10 protein-coding genes are annotated in these 17,873 nt (G+C 61.3%); 8 read left to right on the top strand and 2 right to left on the bottom strand.

Features of this window, described 5'->3' with window-relative positions; all coding sequences use genetic code 11:
• Positions 1-64: 64 nt before the first annotated feature.
• Complete coding sequence (locus tag ACQ4WL_RS19295) at positions 65-2,911, bottom strand: TonB-dependent receptor (protein ID WP_436511194.1); 2,847 nt, start codon at positions 2,909-2,911, stop codon at positions 65-67.
• Positions 2,912-3,260: 349 nt separating this feature from the next.
• Complete coding sequence (locus ACQ4WL_RS19290) at positions 3,261-5,939, bottom strand: TonB-dependent receptor (protein WP_436511193.1); 2,679 nt, start codon at positions 5,937-5,939, stop codon at positions 3,261-3,263.
• A 473-nt stretch (positions 5,940-6,412) separates the two neighbouring features.
• Between ACQ4WL_RS19290 and ACQ4WL_RS19285 the strand changes: the two genes are divergently transcribed.
• From ACQ4WL_RS19285 to rluB, 8 genes are all read left to right on the top strand, one after another.
• On the top strand, positions 6,413-8,257 hold the full coding sequence (locus ACQ4WL_RS19285) for an ABC transporter substrate-binding protein (RefSeq protein WP_436511192.1): 1,845 nt from the start codon (positions 6,413-6,415) through the stop codon (positions 8,255-8,257).
• 28 nt (positions 8,258-8,285) lie between these two features.
• The gene (locus ACQ4WL_RS19280) at positions 8,286-9,224 is read left to right on the top strand and encodes an ABC transporter permease (protein ID WP_034782513.1); all 939 of its coding nucleotides are present in this window, start codon (positions 8,286-8,288) and stop codon (positions 9,222-9,224) included.
• A gap of 9 nt (positions 9,225-9,233) precedes the next feature.
• Positions 9,234-10,343 carry an ABC transporter permease gene (locus tag ACQ4WL_RS19275; RefSeq protein ID WP_436511191.1) on the top strand — a complete coding sequence of 370 codons (1,110 nt, stop codon included), beginning with the start codon at positions 9,234-9,236 and terminating at the stop codon, positions 10,341-10,343.
• Positions 10,344-10,352: 9 nt separating this feature from the next.
• Positions 10,353-12,044 carry an ABC transporter ATP-binding protein gene (locus tag ACQ4WL_RS19270; RefSeq protein ID WP_436511190.1) on the top strand — a complete coding sequence of 564 codons (1,692 nt, stop codon included), beginning with the start codon at positions 10,353-10,355 and terminating at the stop codon, positions 12,042-12,044.
• A gap of 27 nt (positions 12,045-12,071) precedes the next feature.
• A complete protein-coding gene (locus ACQ4WL_RS19265) occupies positions 12,072-13,034 on the top strand; it encodes a VTT domain-containing protein (protein ID WP_436511189.1) in 963 nt (320 codons plus the stop codon).
• Positions 13,035-13,424: 390 nt separating this feature from the next.
• The gene (locus ACQ4WL_RS19260; protein WP_436511292.1) at positions 13,425-14,444 is read left to right on the top strand and encodes a glucokinase; all 1,020 of its coding nucleotides are present in this window, start codon (positions 13,425-13,427) and stop codon (positions 14,442-14,444) included.
• Between the two features lie 400 nt (positions 14,445-14,844).
• A complete protein-coding gene (gene scpB, locus ACQ4WL_RS19255; protein WP_436511188.1) occupies positions 14,845-15,639 on the top strand; it encodes an SMC-Scp complex subunit ScpB in 795 nt (264 codons plus the stop codon).
• A complete protein-coding gene (rluB, locus tag ACQ4WL_RS19250) occupies positions 15,632-17,737 on the top strand; it encodes a 23S rRNA pseudouridine(2605) synthase RluB (RefSeq protein ID WP_436511187.1) in 2,106 nt (701 codons plus the stop codon). The genes scpB and rluB overlap by 8 nt, the downstream gene beginning before the upstream one ends.
• The last annotated feature ends 136 nt before the right edge of the window (positions 17,738-17,873 follow it).

The raw sequence follows: 17,873 nt of genomic DNA, 5'->3' as shown, positions 1-17,873 counted from the left end.
CATGAAAAAAAGCCCGGAAAGTTAAAGCTTTCCGGGCTTTTTCAGTTTTCAGCTCACGGTGAGCTTAGAACTTGTAGGAACCGCTCAGGTAGAACTGACGGCCCAGGGCGCTCGAGTACGAGGGGTTGTAGCCCACTTGATGCGAACCCGTGTTACGCAGGGTGAACGGCGGATCGCGGTCGAACAGGTTCAGGATGCCAGCCGTGACTTCCACATTCTTCAGTGGACGGTAAGCCGTCTGGAAGTCGAAGGTGGTGTAGCTCGGCACTTCCAGTTGGATGCCATAGCATTCGCCAGGGCTGCCGGCGACGATCACGGCGCAATCGTCGGCCGTCTGTTCCTTGTCCGTGTAGCCATTGCGGTAGCTGGCGCTCAGCGTATGCGTGAACTTGGCCGTCTCGTACGTGCTGGTGGCGCGGATGATGTTGCGGAAGCTGACTTTGTCGTTCGAACCGTAACGATTCAGGCTGGTTTCCCATTGATCATTGGTGCCCGGCGTCGTGTAGCGCGAACGCAGCAGGTAGGTACCCATCAGGCGGCTCGTCAGGCGGCCGTCCAGCAGCTTCATCTTGTGGGTGAAGTCGTAGTCGATACCGCGGTTTTCCACTTTGCCGATGTTGATTGGCAGCAGTTTGATGGCCAGCACGTCTTTGCCCGTCGAGCCGATGTGCTTGAGGGTGTAGCGGTCGGCGTACTTGGCTGGATTGTTGAAGATCAAGCCTTCGGGAACGACAGTCGCCTGGTCGTTGATCTGCACGTTCCACAGGTCGAACGACATCGACAGGCTGTCGATCGGTTCGAACACGGTGCCGATGCTCCATTGCTTCGACGTTTCCGGCTTCAGCTCAGGATTGCCGATTTGAACGGCTTCGAACTGCTGGCGTCCCACGCCTTCGCAATAGCTGGCCAGCGGATGGCCGCCCATGCCGTTCGCTGCCGTCAGCGGGCATTGGTAGTTACCACCCGTGACGCCAAAGTCTTCCAGCGGGCCGGCGATTTCCTGCATGCTGGCGGCGCGGAAGCCCGTGCCGGCAGCGGCGCGGAACATCAGGCTCTTGGTCGCGGAATACTTGCCGCTGATTTTCCAGGTGGTGGCGTTTTCTTTCTTGCCTACCGTCTTGCCCGTCAGCTTGTTATCGATGGCGCCGATCTGGTCATAACGCAGCGAGCCGGTCATTTCCAGTTTTTTCGAAATCGGCAGCATCAGTTCGGCATACGCGCCAGCATTGTCGCGTGCGTATTCGCTGTCGACTTGCGCATTGTCAAACAGGATTTGCGCCTGCTTGGCGACGTCCGCCTGCTGCACCTTGTACGACGTGTTGCGGTAGTCGGCGCCCACGCCCAGCATGGCGGTGCCGCCTGGCAGCGAGAACACGGGACGCGAAGCGCGGCCATCGATGCCCTTCATTTCCACGGTTTGCGTGTTGTAGGTGCCGCTGAAACCGGTGCCCATCAATGCCTGGCGCATGGCGTCCGGCATGGCGCCGACAGGATAGGCGAACGGGTCGATATTGCCGGCGGCGATTTGCGCGTCGAACTTGTCGGCCAGCGGGAAACCGCTGACGTAGGTCTGCGTCTGCTTGTTTTTCGAGTAGGTTACGGCGGAATTGATGTCCCAGCCGAATGCATTGCCGTCGACGCCGGCGACGATATGGGTGGCTTTGGTGCCATAGTCGTAGACGCGGTTGCCCATTTCCGACAGGCGGTACTTGGCGACGGCGCCCGTGGCGTTGGCCAATTGCGCCGGCGTCAGGTTCGGCGCCAGGTACTTGTTGAACAGCGGCGAGCCGACATCGACGGAGAAATCGGCCGGGTACGGTGCAATGCTGGCGATGACGCGCGCTTCTGTGTAAGCAAGGTCATAGAAACCCTGGAAGCCGGTTTTGCCCAGTTTGACGGTACCCGAGCTGAAGATGGCGTCGCGCTTCGATTCAGGATTGATTTCGATGGTCGATGGCGAATCGAAATAGCAATTGCCGTCGCCATAGAAATCCATGTTGCTGGCGGCGCACTTGCCGCCATGGGCCAGTGCATACGGGTTCAGGTTGACGGTATCGACGAAAGGCTCGTTGGTCTTCGGATTGATGACCACCTGACCCGTTACCGGGTCGGTACGGTTGTAATCGACAGCAGCATTGCCCGGTGCCGAACGCGAGGAACCGTTGATGAATTGCAGCGCCTTGCCGGTCTTCGGATCGTTGAAATTGATGATGCCGCTTTTCGCGAAGCTGCGCTGCGATGCTTTCAGCGATTTTTGTTCGTCATGGCTGGCCGACACGAAAATGCTGTAGCCGTCTTCGTCGATGTCGCCAAAGCCCTTGCTGATCGAAATGGAATTGCTGGCGCCGCCTTTTTCTTCAGGACGCGAGTACTTGGCGTTGATTTCCAGCGGCGCCGCACCTTTTTTCAGGATGAAGTTGACCACGCCGGCGATGGCGTCGGCGCCATACAGTGCCGAGGCGCCGTCGGTCAGCACTTCCACGCGCTCGATGGCCGACAGGGGGATCGAGTTCAGGTCGATGGTGGTGCCGGAATTGGATGGCGCCACGCGGCGGCCGTTCAGCAGCACCAGCGTGTAGGCAGCGCCGATATCGTGGATCGAAGCCGTGGTGACGCCACCACCACCACCGCCCACCGAATCGGCGGCCACGGAGAAGCCTTGCATCGCAGGAATTTGCTGGATGAAATCGGTCACCGTGGTGACGCCGGTTTTCTTGATGTCTTTCTGGTTGAACGACTGCACCGGCAGCGATGCTTCGGAAGCGATGCGCTTGATGCTCGAACCCGTAACTTCCACACGTTGCATGGTGCCATCTGTTGTTTCTTGCGCATACGCAGCGTGCATGCTCAAGGCCATGCCGCCAGCAAACATCAGGCGCAGCGACCGCGACATTACATTTTCTATCATCATCGAAATTCCTTGGTATTGTGATAAAGATGGCATTTATTTTGAGATAACTTGTTGTCTGCTAGCAATTTATTTGTTTATTTCAAAATTTACCAATGAAAATTCTGTAAATTTTCAGGGCCCTCATCAAAACATTCACGATTCAGATTGTCAATTTCGTGCGGACTTTTTGGATGAAATGCAACATTTTCCTGTTTTTTTTATAATCCTTCAGTAATAAAGTATCGTGAACCCTTGTCAGGCGTGCTCAGATGCGTAAAATAAAACGGCGCACAGCATCGCTGCTGGCGTCGTTCTCCGCATGCCTGGCAAATGCTTGCCAGCGATGCCAGATTTTCCGCACCCCCCCCCCTTAAAACGTATAGCCTCCGCGCAGGTACCAGGCGCGCCCGACTGGATCCGTGTAGCGCGGTTCATAGCCTTTCTGGAACAGGGTGCCCTGGTTCGAGAAGGGCGGCTCCTTGTCCAGCAGGTTTTTCACGCCGGCCGTCAGCAGCCAGCTTTTCCACGCATAGCTGCCCGACACGCCAAGCAGGCTGTACGATGGCACATCGTGCTGGTACTGCGGCGCGACCAGGTTCTGGTCCGTGTAGCCGGATTTGAATGACTGCGACAGGGTGGCGCCCCAGTTTCCTTTGCGCCAGTTCAGCGTCGCCGTATGTTTCCAGCGGAACACCGGGTTGTTGTCCGCATAGCGGCCCACGTTGGCGATGAATTCGCCACCGCGTTCGTTCTGGTAGTCATATTGATGGGTCCACGTGCCATCGAGCGACACGCTGAAATCGCCGTAGGCGCCGCGTCCCAGGCGCGCATTCAGGCTCACGTCGATGCCGTCGGTTTTTACTTCACCGAGGTTGTCGTTCATGTCGAGAATCGCATACGGCGAACCGTCGGGATTGCGCAGGAACAAGGCCTTGTATCGTGCGTAGTTACCGAAGATCGATTGCTCGGGCAAGGATGAAATCTTGTCCTTCAAATGGATGTTCCAGTAATCGATGGCAACAGTGACTTCCTTGACCGGTTCGAGCACCAGACCGAAGGCAAACGTGGTGGATTTTTCCGGCTTCAGCTTTTCATTGCCGCCTTGCAGTTTGAATTGCTGCAAGTCGCAATCGCGCAGGGGATTGGCGCCCGGCTGCGGCACGCCACCGGGGCACAAAATCGGGTCGTCATAGCTGTTGTTGGTATCGTTCTTCGACGGCGGCGCATTCTTTTCAAACAGGGTGGGAGCGCGGAAGCCCGTGCTGGCCGAGCCGCGCAGCACCAGCGCGCTGCTGGCCTGGTAGCGCAGGGCCAGTTTGGGATTGGTGGTGCTACCCACATCGCTGTAATGGTCGAAACGGGCGGCCAGCTGTACTTCCAGGTCTTTGATCAGTGGCAAGTTGACTTCGCCGAAGACGGCCTGGATGGTGCGCGAGCCGCTCTTCGAGAGCGAGCCGGACAAGCCGGAACTGGCAGCCTGGCCGGCGATGTCGCGGTTGACGTTGAAGCCGGCCTTTTCGTGTCGCACTTCGCCACCAAGCGCGAGCGCCAGCGGGCCGCCGGCCAGCTGCATCAGATCGCGGCTGCCCTTGAGGTCGAAGCCCGTGGTGGTGACCTTGGCGTTCTGCACTTCGCCGCGCAGGGCCGTGCTGTCGAGGTAAGCCTTGCCGGCCGCATCCTGCACGCCAAACGGGTTCAGTATGCCGTTCAGCACGCCAGCGGCAAAACCCGCATCCTGCACATAGCCGTTCGTGAATTTTTCCGACGACTTGCTGATCGCATGGCTCAGCCCCGTCTTGTAATCCCAGCCCGCCAGCTCGCCTTCGAGGGCCAGCACCAGGCGGTCGGCCTTGCCAGTGGAATCGATTTGCCGCTGGCCTGCCTCGACGGGACGCCAGTTGACGCTCAGGGGCTGGCCCGACAAGCCGGGCTGGGCCGGCACGCCGCCCGCATTGCCCGGATAGTATGGGCTGGTGCCGGGCAGGATCAAGCCTGTTTGCGGTGGCGGCGCCGTGCGTGCTTTCACCTTGTTTTCCGCATGCAGATATTCCACCGTGGCCAGGTGGCCGCCGCCCAGCTTGAAGGCGCCCTTGCCGAAGAAGGCCACTTGCTCCTGTTGCGGCAAGTCATCGATCTGGCGCGTGTAATCCTGGCGGCAAGTGCCGCTCCCGGACGGGATGGACAGCGGCGGCCGGCAGCCTGTGGCCGCATAGGGATTGCCGGCCAGGCCCTTGCCGCCATCTGCGGCCGCATCAAAGTAGTTGCCGGGGAAAGTAGTGCCGCTTGTACCCTTGGCCACGGTCATGCCCCGTTCGGGAATGACGCCGGTCCTGGAAAAGGCGCGGTCTTGCGAGGTCAGCACCTCTTGCGTGTGATAGTCGAGCACGCCAAAAATATTGTAGCCATCCGTGTCGAGCCTGCCAAAACCTGTGGACAGGTTAAGGCGGTGCTCGTCGCCGCCCTTGTGCTGGGGGGCGACGACTTCGGCGGTGATATTCGTGATGTTGACGGAGCGCTTCGTGATGAAATTGATGACGCCGCCGATGGCGTCCGTGCCGTAGATGGCCGAGGCGCCGTCGCGCAGCACTTCGACACGTTCCAGGGCGGCGATGGGAATGATGTTCAGGTCGACGCTGGCGCCGTCATACGGATGGTTGGCGATACGCCGGCCGTTGAGCAGCACCAGCGTCTTGTCGCCGCCCAGGCCGCGCAAGTCGGCGCTGGCCTGGCCGCCCGTGGGCAAGCCGCTGGTATTGCCGCCGACGGCATTGCCGCTGCCCATGCTCGACGCATTCGAGGGGATCTTGCCCAGCACTTCCTGGGCCGTCGTCAAGCCTTGCCTGGCGAAATCCTCGGCCTTGAAGATGGACAGCGGCGTCGCCGTTTCCGCGACGAGGCGCTTGATGGAGGAACCGGTGACCTCGACGCGCTGCATGGCGGGCTCTGCTGGATCGCCCGTGTTTTGCCCCAGCGTGGCGGTCGCCTGGGTTGCGAGCAGCGCCGCACACAACAGGCGTAAGGGGGAGCGCGGACGCGTATTGATCTTCATTGAAACACTCCTGTGGCAAAGGTGTTGTTGAAAATGGCGAAAGGGCGCCTGTTGCGGTTGTAGCAGTCACTGTGCATGCATGATTTGCGCTAGCGCAGGACAACAGCAGCTAGCGTGCGTGCGGCATTGACGCGACGCAAATATCCGATGTTGCGTTGCAAGGCAGCATCCTGCGGCCGGCCTTGCTTTTGCCGTTTTGCTGCCGCCGCCAATAGCGGTGGCATGCGAATATTGCGATGCAGCAAATCAGGCTGACCGGAGCGGACGCGATGGCGCCGGTGCTGCGGCTTTCTGCCCACGCAGCAAAATATGCGTTATCGTTACGCGTTTTTCAGACAGTCGAGATGGCTGCTAACAAGGCATAGATCTTGCGAGGATGGACTGGTTTTGGCGGTGGAATCCTGTATCCCAGGGGGAAGCCAGTACAAGCGCACCAATACGGTGCGACAGATAATCGAGATGAAGGGTATTACATGAAGTCACCATGGATGCGGCGCGTGGCGCTGCTCGCCTGCCTGGCCACCCTGCCGCTGGCGGCCACTGCCGTTGCTGCGGATGCCACCCCTGCCGCCGCCGCCGCGCCGGTGAAGACCTTGCGCTATATCTTGCCGGCCGCCGAGACGGGGTTTGATCCGGCCACATCGCGCGACCTGTATTCGAATCACATCACGCAGGCCATCTTCGACACGCTGTACACCTATGATTACCTGGCGCGCCCCGTCAAGGTGGTGCCCGGCGCCGCGGCCGCCATGCCGGAAGTGTCGGCTGATGGCAAGACCTATACCATCCGTCTGAAAAAGGGCATCCTGTTTACGCCCGACGCCGCGTTTGGCGGCAAGCGCCGCGAACTGACGATGGCCGACTACGTCTATTCGTGGAAGCGCTTGTTCGACCCGCGCCTTGCGTCGCCGCATAGCTGGCTGTTCGAAGGCAAGGTGGTGGGACTGGACGACCTGGCCAAGGATGCGGCCAAGTCGAACAAGCTGGACTTCAGCAAGAAGGTGGCCGGCCTGGAGATCCTCGACCCGTACACCTTGCGCATCACGCTGACCAAGACCGATTTCAACTTCCCCATGATCCTCGCCTACGTGCCGACGGCCGCCGTGGCGCGCGAAGTGGTGGACAAGTACGGCGACGTGAAGGGCGAAGTGGGCTCGAATCCCGTCGGCACCGCCTATTACACCCTGGGGGAATGGACGCGCGGCAACCGCATCGTCCTCAATCGCAATCCGCAGCACTTGCCCGAGACGTGGAATTTCATGGCCGGCGACGACCCGGACGACCAGCGCATCGTGCGCCAGATGCAAGGCAAGCGCATTCCCGCCATCGACCGCATCGAAATTTCCGTGATGATCGAAGACCAGTCGCGCTGGCTGTCTTTCCAGAGCGGTGGCACGGACGTGTTCTGGCTCGACGGCCCGCTGGCGCCGAAAGCGCTGCTGAACGGCAAGCTGCGTCCCGAGCTGGCGGAGAAGGGCGTGCAACTGTCGCGCCTGCTGGACCCGGAAATCAGCTATTACTACTGGAATATGGAAGACCCCACCCTCGGTGGCTTCAGCAAGGAAAAGATCGCCCTGCGCCGCGCCATTGCCATGGCGCACAATATCGACGAAGAAATCCGCATCATCTGGAATGGCCAGGCCAAGCGCCTCGACTATCCGATACCGCCCGGTGTCGTCGGTTACGATCCGCATTACAAATCCCTGCTGCAATACGATCCCGTGCTGGCAAACAAATTGCTGGATAAATTCGGCTACAAGAAGGGCGCCGATGGCTGGCGCACCTTGCCGGACGGCAAGCCGCTGCTGATCCGCTACGCTTCGCGCAACGAAGCCAATGGCGTGCTGCAAGCGGAAATGTGGCGCAAGACGTATAACTCGCTGGGCATCCGCATGGAAAACGACCGCATGATCTTTTCCGATATTTTAAAAACGGAAAAGCAGTGCAAGATGCAGACGCGCACGGCGCCATGGCTGGCCGACTATCCGGACGGCGACAACTTCATGCAGCTGTTCTACGGCCCGAACACGCACCAGAACAACAACGGCTGCTATCAGGATCCCGAGTACGACAAGTGGTACGCGGCCAGCCAGGCCATGCCTGCCAGCCCCGAGCGCGATGAACTGTTCCACAAGATGGCGCGCCGCCTGGAAGTCAATGCGGGCGCCCTGATCGGCTATGCGCGCTACCGCAACATGCTGGCGCAAAAGTCGGTGCTCGGCTACAAAAAGCACCCGATCCTGTTCCAGGAGTGGGCGTATATGGATATCGACAGCACGGGTGCGCCGGTGGCTACTCCGGCCCCTGCTGCTAAATAAGCGCAGCTTATAACGACAAGGAATCATTATGTTTGCTTATATCCTGCGCCGCTTGTGGCAGATGCTGCCCACCATGCTGGGCGTCGTCCTGCTGGTGTTTATCCTGTTTAACTGGGTGGGCGGAGACCCCGCCTATATCCTGGCCGGCAAGATGTCGAGTGCGGAAAGCATCGCCAATATCCGCCGCCAGCTCGGTGTCGACCAGCCGTACTACGTGCAGCTGTGGATCTTCATCAAGCAGATCGTCACCTTTGACTTCGGCCAGAGCTGGGCCACGGGGGAATCCGTATCGCACATCATTACGTCGCGCCTGGGCCCGTCGATGATGGTCTTGATCCCGCTGACCGTACTGGAAACGTTTTTTGGCGTGGCGCTGGCGCTGGCCATCGCCTTCGTGCGCGGCTCGCTGACGGACCGCGCCGTCATGATCGCCTGCACGGTGGGCATGTCGATTTCCATCCTCGTCTACATCATCGTCTTCCAGTACGGCTTTGCCTACAAGCTGGGCCTGTTCCCCGTGCAGGGCTGGGGCGACAGCTTCTGGGAAAATCTGCTGCGCTATTCGACCTTGCCCATTTTGATCGGCCTGGCCGTGTCGATTGCGCCGACCCTGCGCCTGTTCCGCACCTTCGTGCTGGACGAGGCCAACCAGGATTACGTGCGCACGGCGCGCGCCAAGGGCTTGAAGGAAGGCCGCATCATGTGGGTGCACGTGCTGCGCAACGCCGGCATTCCCATCATTACCTATGTGATGTCGAACTTGCCGGCCCTGCTGATCGGCGCTTTCCTGCTGGAACGCTTTTTCGGCATCCCCGGCATCGGGCGCGAAGTGATCCTGGCGGTCGAGCGCAGCGACTTTCCGGTGATCAAGGCGATCACCGTGTATGTCGCCGCCGCCACCATGCTCTTCAACCTGCTCACCGACCTGCTGTACCAGGCGGTCGATCCTCGCGTACAACTGAAGTAGAAAGAGACGATGTCGAAACCTCATACATCGCCCGGCCTGTGGGCCCTGGCGTGGCGCCGTTTGCGCGGCGACAAGATTGCAATGGTATCGCTGGCTGTGGTCGGCGCATTTTTCCTGCTGGTGCTGGCGTCCGCCAGCGGCCTGGTGGCGGCGAACTGGGAAGACGAAGTGGCCGTCAGCTATGCGCCGCCCACGTTCGTGGGCGTCGATGCGGATGCTGCCGGTGATGGCGCGATTCACGTGCCCGACGAGCGCAGCGCGCCCACCCCCGTCAACGTGCTCGACCCCTTGGCCGACGATATCGCCGAACTGCGCGCCGAGTTGAAAAGCGATCCGTCCGCTGGCGTGGACATGTACGGCGTCACCGACCCGCTGGCCGACGACTTGACGGCCTTGCGCGCCGGCATGGGCAAGGCCAAGAAACTCGTCACGCACAAGGCGGCAACCTTGCCGTTCGGCGCCGACAAGTGGGGACACGACATTATCCAGAAAACCATCAAGGGCGGCGAAACGTCGATCGTGGTGGGCCTGGTGGCAGCCTTGCTGGCTGTCGTGCTGGGCACGCTGTTTGGCGCCGTGTCCGGCTACTTCGGCGGCGTCGTCGATGACTTCTTCAATTGGTTCTACAGCATTTTCACGTCGATACCCTCGATCCTGATGATACTGACGGTGGCGGCCGTGCTGCAGCAAAAGGGCGTGCTGACCATCGTGCTGATCCTGGGGCTGACTGGCTGGACGGGGCCTTACCGTCTGATCCGCGCCGAATACATCAAGCACAAGGCGCGCGAATACGTGATGGCGGCCGACGCGATTGGCGCCTCGCACTGGCGCAAGATGTTTTCCCACATCTTCCCCAACGTCAGCCACGTGGCGCTGGTGCAAATGTCGATCTTGGTGGTGGGCTTCATCAAGGCGGAAGTGATTCTCAGCTTCCTCGGCTTTGGCGTGCCGGTGGGTACCGTCTCGTGGGGCAGCATGCTCAACGAGGCACAAAATGAACTGATCCTGGGCAAATGGTGGCAGCTGACAGCTGCCGCCACGGCGATGGCCGTGCTGGTGACGGCGTTCTCGCTGTTTACCGATGCCTTGCGCGATGCGCTCGACCCCAAAGTGAAATAGGAGTTGCTCATGGACCAGAATAACCTGTTGGAAGTGCGCGACCTGCGCGTCACCTTCCGCCTGGACAAGAAGACCACGTTCGAGGCCGTCAAGGGCATCTCGTTCAACGTGCCGCGCAACAGCACCGTCGCCCTGGTGGGCGAATCGGGCAGCGGCAAGTCCGTCAGCTCGCTGGCCGTGATGGGCTTGTTGCCGCCAGATAACACCATCATCGATCCCGCGTCCAGCATCCACTTTGGCGGGCGCGACCTGCTCAAATTGTCGATTGCCGAGCGACGCACCATGTGCGGCAAGGATATCTCGATGATCTTCCAGGAGCCGATGTCGTCGCTGAACCCGGTGTTCACGGTGGGGTTCCAGATCGCCGAAGTGTTGCGCCAGCACATGGGCATGAACCGCAAGCAGGCGCGCGCGCGCACGCTGGCGCTGCTCGACGAAGTGGGCATTCCCGATCCCGCCACCAAGATCGACGCCTACCCGAGCCAGATGTCGGGCGGCCAGCAGCAGCGCGTGATGATCGCCATGGCGATTGCCTGCGAACCGAAGCTGCTGATCGCCGACGAACCGACGACGGCGCTCGACGTGACGATCCAGAAGCAGATCATGGACTTGATCGCGGCGCTGCAAAAGAAACATCAGATGTCCGTGCTCTTCATTACCCACGACCTGGGCCTGGTGGGAGAAATTGCCGACCAGGTGATCGTCATGCGCCACGGTGAAGTGCGCGAGACGGGGGAAGTGCGGCAAGTGTTCGACACCCCCCAAGACCCGTACACCAAAGCATTACTCCATTGCCGGCCCTCGCTGGACGAGCGCCCATGGCGCCTGCCAGTGATTGCCGACTTTATGGAGGGCAAGGCTGGCCCCGGCGTCGAGGTGAAACAGCGCACGCGCGGCTACACGCCGGGCGATGAACCGGTGCTGGTGGTGAATAATCTGAGTAAAAGCTTTTACACGCGTGCAGGCCTGTTCGGCAAACGCGAATTCCAGGCCGTCAAGGATGTGTCATTCACTTTGCCACGCGGAAAAACACTGGGCGTGGTGGGCGAATCCGGTTCCGGCAAGACGACGGTGGGCCTGACCCTGCTGCGGTTGCACCAGGCGACGGGCGGCACGGCCCTGTTCCATGGCAAGGATCTGATTGCCATGCCGAACAAAGAGTATTTGCCGTATAAACGCCGCATCCAGATCATCTTCCAGAATCCCTACGCTTCCTTGAATCCCCGCTTTACGGTGGGGCAGATTCTGCTCGAACCGATGCGTATTCACAAGATCGGCGCGAACGACCAGGAACGCATCGCCAAGGCCTACTGGCTGCTCGACAAGGTGGGATTGCCGGAGCAGGCTTTCCACCGCTATCCGCACGAGTTTTCCGGCGGCCAGCGCCAGCGCATTGCGATTGCCCGCTGCCTGACCATGCAGCCGGAAATCCTGGTCTGCGACGAGTCCGTGTCGGCGCTCGACGTGTCGGTGCAGGCGCAGGTATTGAACCTGTTGCAGGATTTGCAGGATGAATTCGGCTTGTCCTACATCTTTATTTCGCACGATTTGTCCGTGGTGAAATACATCGCCGACCAGGTGATGGTGATGCACAAGGGGCAAGTGGTGGAACTGGCCGATTCGGATGAGCTGTACCGCAATCCCGTGCATCCATACACGCGCACCTTGTTGAGCGCCATACCGAAGGGCGTGCAATTGTGAGGGGCTTTTTACGGTAAGATAGCGCCCATGCCCAACCTCATTTACCTGCTCGAACATTACGGTGTCCTGATTGTCTTTGGCATCGTGCTGGTGGAGCAGCTCGGCTTGCCGATTCCCGCCTTTCCCATCCTCGTGGTGGCGGGGGCGCTGGCGGTCGATGGCGACATGAATGGGGGACTGGTGCTGGCCGCCGCGCTGGGCGCTTGCCTGATCAGCGACTTCACGTGGTTCCGCGCGGGCCGGCATTTCGGCAAGCGTATCCTGCGCCTGCTGTGCCGCATCTCTCTGTCGCCCGATTACTGCGTCAGCCAGACGGAAGACAAATTCAAGCGCTGGGGGCCGAAAGCCCTGATCGTTTCCAAGTTCGTGCCTGGCTTCAATACCGTGGCCGCGCCCATGTCCGGCGCGCTGGGCACGCCGCCAGGCCTGTTCTTCCTGTATGCGGGCCTGGGCGCCTTGCTGTGGAGCGGCACGGGCATCGTCGTCGGCGTGATTTTTCATTCCAGCGTGCAGCAGGTGCTCGACTTGCTCAGCACCATGGGCAGCACGGCCTTGCTGATGCTGGCCACCTTGCTGGGCTTGTTCCTGCTGTATAAGTTCCTCGAGCGCCGGCGTTTCCGCCAAGCCTTGCAGATCGAGCGCATCGGCATCGATGAATTGCTGGACCTGATCGAACAGGGCGAGGAGCCGCTGATGGTCGACGCGCGCAGCGCCACGGCGCAAGCGCTGGAACCGGCCGTGCCGGGCGCCCTGTTCTTCAACGGCAAGGAACCGGTGCCCGCCATGATCGCCATGGACAAGGACCGCCACATCATCGTGTATTGCAGCTGTCCCAACGACGTGACGGCTGCGCAAGTGGCCAAGCTGCTGCACCAGCACGGCTTTCACCGCGCCAAGCCCCTGCATGGCGGCCTGGACGCGTGGAATGCCGCCTATCGCTCGGACCAGCCGGCTCCCGCCAGCCTGCTGGGCGAAGGCTTGCCGTCCTGATCCGCGCTGCATCCTGCGCGCCAGGTTGGCGGTAAAAACCCGCAGTAAAAACCGGTAGTAATAATACGAAAACACCGTCGCCGGGCCGCAGGGATGGCAGCGCCGCACCTGCGCCGCTGCATACAAAGCGGCTTTGCGCAAACTCCGGCATACTCTGCTTTCAAGGCGATTCCTGCTGCTGTGCAGCATGCTTTTCGCGTGCCTGCTGAGTGCAAGTGCTTACTATAAAACATTATTTCTAAGCAATTTTGGCGCTGCCTGTTGCATTTGGAGTGGAACTACCAATAAAGGCTTGTTTTGATGTACTTAAACTACAAACTTTGCTTGCCTCCGGGCGCATTCATCCTTTAAGCTTGGCGTCCCATGCGTCCCACTTCATCATTTAAAATCATGAGCGCTTCGTCTTCTTCCGTACTGCCGACTTCCGCCTTCGCCGATGGACCGCGCCTGCTGGCCGACGTGGGCGGCACCAATGCCCGTTTCGCCCTGGAAGTGGCCGCTGGCCACATCACCCTGGTGGAAGTGTTGCCCTGTGCCGATTACCCGAGCCTGTCCGCCGCCCTGCAAGCCTACCTGGCCCTGCCGCACATCGCTGCCGCCGGCGGGCAAGCCGTGCGCCATGCCATGATCGCCATCGCCAACCCGGTCGACGGCGATTTCCTCAGCATGACGAATCACCACTGGTCATTCTCGATCCGCGCCATGCGCGAAGAGTGCGGTTTCACGACCCTGGACGTGGTCAACGATTTCACGGCCCTGGCGCGCGCCTTGCCGCAGCTGTCGAGCGAGCAAAAGCACCAGGTGGGCGCGGGCACGGCCCGTCCGAACACGGCCATCGGTCTGATCGGCGCCGGCACGGGTCTGGGCGTGTCGGGCCTGATTCCATCGCACGGCGGCTGGATCGCCCTGCAAAGCGAAGGCGGCCACGTCAGCTTTGCGCCGTTCAATGAAGTGGAAGTGAGCATTTTGCAATTCGCCTGGCGCGAATACGAGCACGTCTCGGCCGAGCGCCTGATTTCCGGCGATGGCCTGGAACTGATCTACCGCGCCCTGGCCGACCGCGCGGGCGTGCCGGCCGAAGACTTGACGGCGGCGGAAATCACGCGCCGCGCGCTGGCTGGCGAATCCCAGCTGTGCGACGACGTCATCGAGGCGTTCTGCTGCATGCTCGGCACGGTGGCGGGCAACGTCGCCGTGACCCTGGGCGCGCTCGGCGGTATTTATATCGGCGGCGGCATCGTGCCACGGCTGGGGGCGCGTTTCGACCGCTCTGGCTTCCGCGCCCGCTTCGAGCGCAAGGGCCGCTTTGCCAATTATGTGTCGCAAGTACCCACCTTCGTCATCACGGCGCAGTACCCAGCTTTCCTGGGTGCATCGGCCATTCTTTCGGAGAAACTCGCCTCCCTGTGATGCGCGGGGTGCGGGTGATATGTCGCGCCAGGGCCGGGTAAAACGCGTGTTTTGCCCGGTTTTGCGCTTTTCCGCTTTTTATCAGGTACAATTGGCATCGTTGGATGAAACAACGACTGTCGCTCTCCTGTCTGGCTGCTTGCTCGCCACGGGAAAAGCAGCTGCTCCGGAGTTCGTTTCATTGCTGGTTATTTAAGGCCAGCGCCATGGATGGCAGGACTTTCACTGCATCCGCTTCAGTCCCGCTTTGCGCGCATAGGCCAAGGCGTCGGAAAAACAGCCTCAATTAGTAACCCAGCACGGCGTCATCATTGATGTCTGCCACCTGTTACGTTGAAATGAACGTTTTTGATTTCTTTCTCTGCATACGAATTGCAACACACATCCGCACAGAATTGCTATGAATACAATTGAGGCTAAAAAAGTCCTCGAAACCGCGTTGCTGTGCGCTCGTGAGTCGCTGACGATCCACAGCCTGAAAAAGCTGTTCGTCGATGCGGACGAGAACGGTCGCGTGCGTGGTGTCGGCGTCGGTGCCGACACGATCAAGCAATTGCTGGAAGAGTTGCGGCAGGAGTGGGAGGGGCGCGGCATCGAGATCGTCAGTCTGGCGTCGGGCTGGCGCTTTCAAAGCCGCCCGGAAATGAAGATGTATCTTGATCGCATGACGCCCGAGCGGCCGCCCAAGTATTCGCGGGCGACCCTGGAAACCCTGGCCATCATCGCCTACCGCCAGCCGGTGACGCGCGGCGATATCGAGGAAATCCGCGGCGTTGCCGTCAATTCGCAGACGATCAAGATGCTGGAAGACCGTGGCTGGGTCGATGCCATCGGCTACCGCGACGTGGTGGGACGGCCGGCCTTGCTGGCCACCACCAAACAGTTTTTAGATGACCTGGGTTTGCATTCGCTGTCCCAGCTGCCGCCTTTGCAGCAAATCAGTGAAATGCAGGGCAATGGGCTCGAAGCCCTGGAAGCGGCCCTGCAGGAAAATTTTGACAAGGCAAGCAATGAGCTTGTCCCCCAGCTTGGTGCAGGTAGCAATACGGCTGTGACAGATGTAGATGTGACAGCAAGCCTTGATACCGGCCCCGATGCTTCGCCCACGGACGAAGCCTACACTCACGACCCTGCGCCAGAACTAACGGTTGACGCTGCGCCAGGTCAGCACAGCCACGAAACGAAGAATGAATAATCCGAACACACCCGAGACAGTAACTGCCAGCGACGAAGCCATCGTTGCCAAGCCCAAGCGCCGCACCAAGGCCCAGATCGAAGCCGACGCAGTGGCGGCAACGGACGCTGTCGCTGCTGGCGACAGCGTCGTTGCCAAGCCGAAGCGCCGCACCAAAGCCGACGTGGCCGCCGACGCGCCCGTCGCTGCTGCCGCTGGCGATTCTGCTGCCGAAGCTGCCCCAGTCGTCAAGAAAACCCGTGCCAAGCCAGCCCTGAAGGCTGTGGCCGACGCCGCAGAAGCGGCTGCCGAGGCGGTTGCTGAAGTTGCCAGCACCGCGGCGCCGCGTCCGCCGCGCGCCCGCGCCGCCGCCAAGGCCGCTGCCGCCGTCGCTGAAACGGCGCCGCACGTCGTCGCTGACAAACCGGCCGAAGCGCGCCCGACCCGCGGTCCGCGCCAGATGCGTGGCGTGCAGGCGGAACGCGCGCTGCGCCAGCCGCCGCGCGCCGAAGCGCCACAGGCCGCCGAAGCCGTTGCGGCAGCGCCTGCCGCAGAGCAAGCTGCCGCGCCTGTCGCCGATGTGTTCGATGCCGACGGCAACCTCGTGTCCGGCCCGCGCCTGCCGCGCGGTCCGCGCAACGACGTGCCGGGCGCCGGCAAAAATGCCGGCAAGAGCCGTAAAAAGGGCAAGGGTCGCCAGGCTGCGCCCGGTAAGCTCAGCGATGCTGACGCTGTGTTCTCGTTTGTTACCTCCGACGCGTTCGACAGCGAAGAAGGCGGCACGGGCCGCGTGCAAAAAGTGGCCGTGCGCCGCGACCTGACGTCCGACGACGACGCGCCGAAGCTGCACAAGGTGCTGGCCGAAGCCGGTCTCGGTTCGCGCCGCGACATGGAAGACCTGATCATGTCGGGCCGCGTGTCCGTGAATGGCGAGCCAGCCCACATCGGCCAGCGCATTCTGCCGACCGACCACGTGCGCATCAATGGCAAGTTGATCCAGCGCCGCGTCAGCAAGAAGCCGCCACGCGTGCTGGTGTACCACAAGCCAGCCGGCGAAATCGTCAGCCATAATGACCCTGACGGTCGTCCATCCGTGTTTGACCGCTTGCCGACCATGAAGGCAGGCAAGTGGTTGGCCGTTGGCCGTCTCGACTTCAATACCGAAGGCTTGCTGCTGTTTACCACGTCCGGTGATCTGGCCAACCGCCTGATGCACCCGCGCTACGGCATCGACCGCGAGTACGCCGTGCGTACCCTGGGCGAGCTGGAAGAGGGCATGCGCCAGAAGCTGCTGGCCGGCGTCGAGCTGGAAGACGGCCTGGCACAGTTCTCCAAGATCGCCGATGGCGGCGGCGAGGGTATCAACAAGTGGTACCGCGTGGTGATCGGCGAAGGCCGCAACCGCGAAGTGCGCCGCATGTTTGAAGCCATCGGCCTGACCGTCTCGCGCCTGATCCGTACCCGCTACGGCGCCATGACCCTGCCGAGCGGCCTGAAACGCGGCCGCTGGGAAGAGATGGATGAAAACACCGTGCGTGACCTGCTGACCGCCTACGGCATCGAAAAGAAAATGCCGGCATCGGGCGACCCCCGTGCCGCTGGTGCCGCCAAGGGCCGCGAAGCGCGCAAAGCCAGCCGCGATGACGAGCCGAATGGCAACCGCATCGATGTGAGCAACCGCAACGCTGATCCGTTCCCCGTCGCGCCGCGCCGTGGCCAGCCACAGGGGCAGTTTGCCCGTCCGCAAGGCCAGGGTCGTCCAGGTGGCGCCGGTCGTCCAGGCGAAGCGCGTGGTCCGGGCCGTGGCCAGCCGCAAGGTCCGTTCCAGGGTGGGCAGCCGCGTTCGTCGGCATCGTTCGAAGGTGCGCCGCAAGGCCAGGGCCGTCCGCCGCGTGCGGCAGGCCAGGGCCAGGGACGTCCTGCCGGTGCTGAAGGCCGCGCGCCGCAGCGTGGTCCGCGTCAGCCCGATCCGCTGCAAACGGCTTTCGGCTTCGCCAACACGGGTCCGCGCCGCAATGCGGGCGGCGCCGGTGGGCAAGCGCGTTCCGGTGGTCAGCCGCGTGGTGGCATGGATCGTGGTGGCATGGATGGCATGCCGCGCCGTCGCAGCAAAGGTTAATTCAGGGAATTTCTTCTTGCGCGCCCGATAATCTGCTGCGGGCGCGCGCTCTTGTAACTGTTGTAAGCCGGGCCGCTCCTTGTGTGCGGCATTGCGGCGAAGTTAATAAGAGGTTATAATCTGCAGCCTAATAAAA

Source organism: Janthinobacterium kochi (genome assembly GCF_051380715.1).
Taxonomy (GTDB): Bacteria; Pseudomonadota; Gammaproteobacteria; order Burkholderiales; family Burkholderiaceae_D; genus Janthinobacterium.
Note: the sequence above shows the minus strand (reverse complement) of the source record. Positions and strands in the feature narration are given on the sequence as shown.

What these genes read in the sequence shown, in the direction of transcription:
- ACQ4WL_RS19295 (WP_436511194.1), bottom strand. Translation starts at nt 2,911, where the DNA reads ATGATGATAGAAAATGTAATGTCGCGGTCGCTGCGCCTGATGTTTGCT.
- ACQ4WL_RS19290 (WP_436511193.1), bottom strand. Translation starts at nt 5,939, where the DNA reads ATGAAGATCAATACGCGTCCGCGCTCCCCCTTACGCCTGTTGTGTGCG.
- ACQ4WL_RS19285 (WP_436511192.1), top strand. Translation starts at nt 6,413, where the DNA reads ATGAAGTCACCATGGATGCGGCGCGTGGCGCTGCTCGCCTGCCTGGCC.
- ACQ4WL_RS19280 (WP_034782513.1), top strand. Translation starts at nt 8,286, where the DNA reads ATGTTTGCTTATATCCTGCGCCGCTTGTGGCAGATGCTGCCCACCATG.
- ACQ4WL_RS19275 (WP_436511191.1), top strand. Translation starts at nt 9,234, where the DNA reads ATGTCGAAACCTCATACATCGCCCGGCCTGTGGGCCCTGGCGTGGCGC.
- ACQ4WL_RS19270 (WP_436511190.1), top strand. Translation starts at nt 10,353, where the DNA reads ATGGACCAGAATAACCTGTTGGAAGTGCGCGACCTGCGCGTCACCTTC.
- ACQ4WL_RS19265 (WP_436511189.1), top strand. Translation starts at nt 12,072, where the DNA reads ATGCCCAACCTCATTTACCTGCTCGAACATTACGGTGTCCTGATTGTC.
- ACQ4WL_RS19260 (WP_436511292.1), top strand. Translation starts at nt 13,425, where the DNA reads ATGAGCGCTTCGTCTTCTTCCGTACTGCCGACTTCCGCCTTCGCCGAT.
- scpB (WP_436511188.1), top strand. Translation starts at nt 14,845, where the DNA reads ATGAATACAATTGAGGCTAAAAAAGTCCTCGAAACCGCGTTGCTGTGC.
- rluB (WP_436511187.1), top strand. Translation starts at nt 15,632, where the DNA reads ATGAATAATCCGAACACACCCGAGACAGTAACTGCCAGCGACGAAGCC.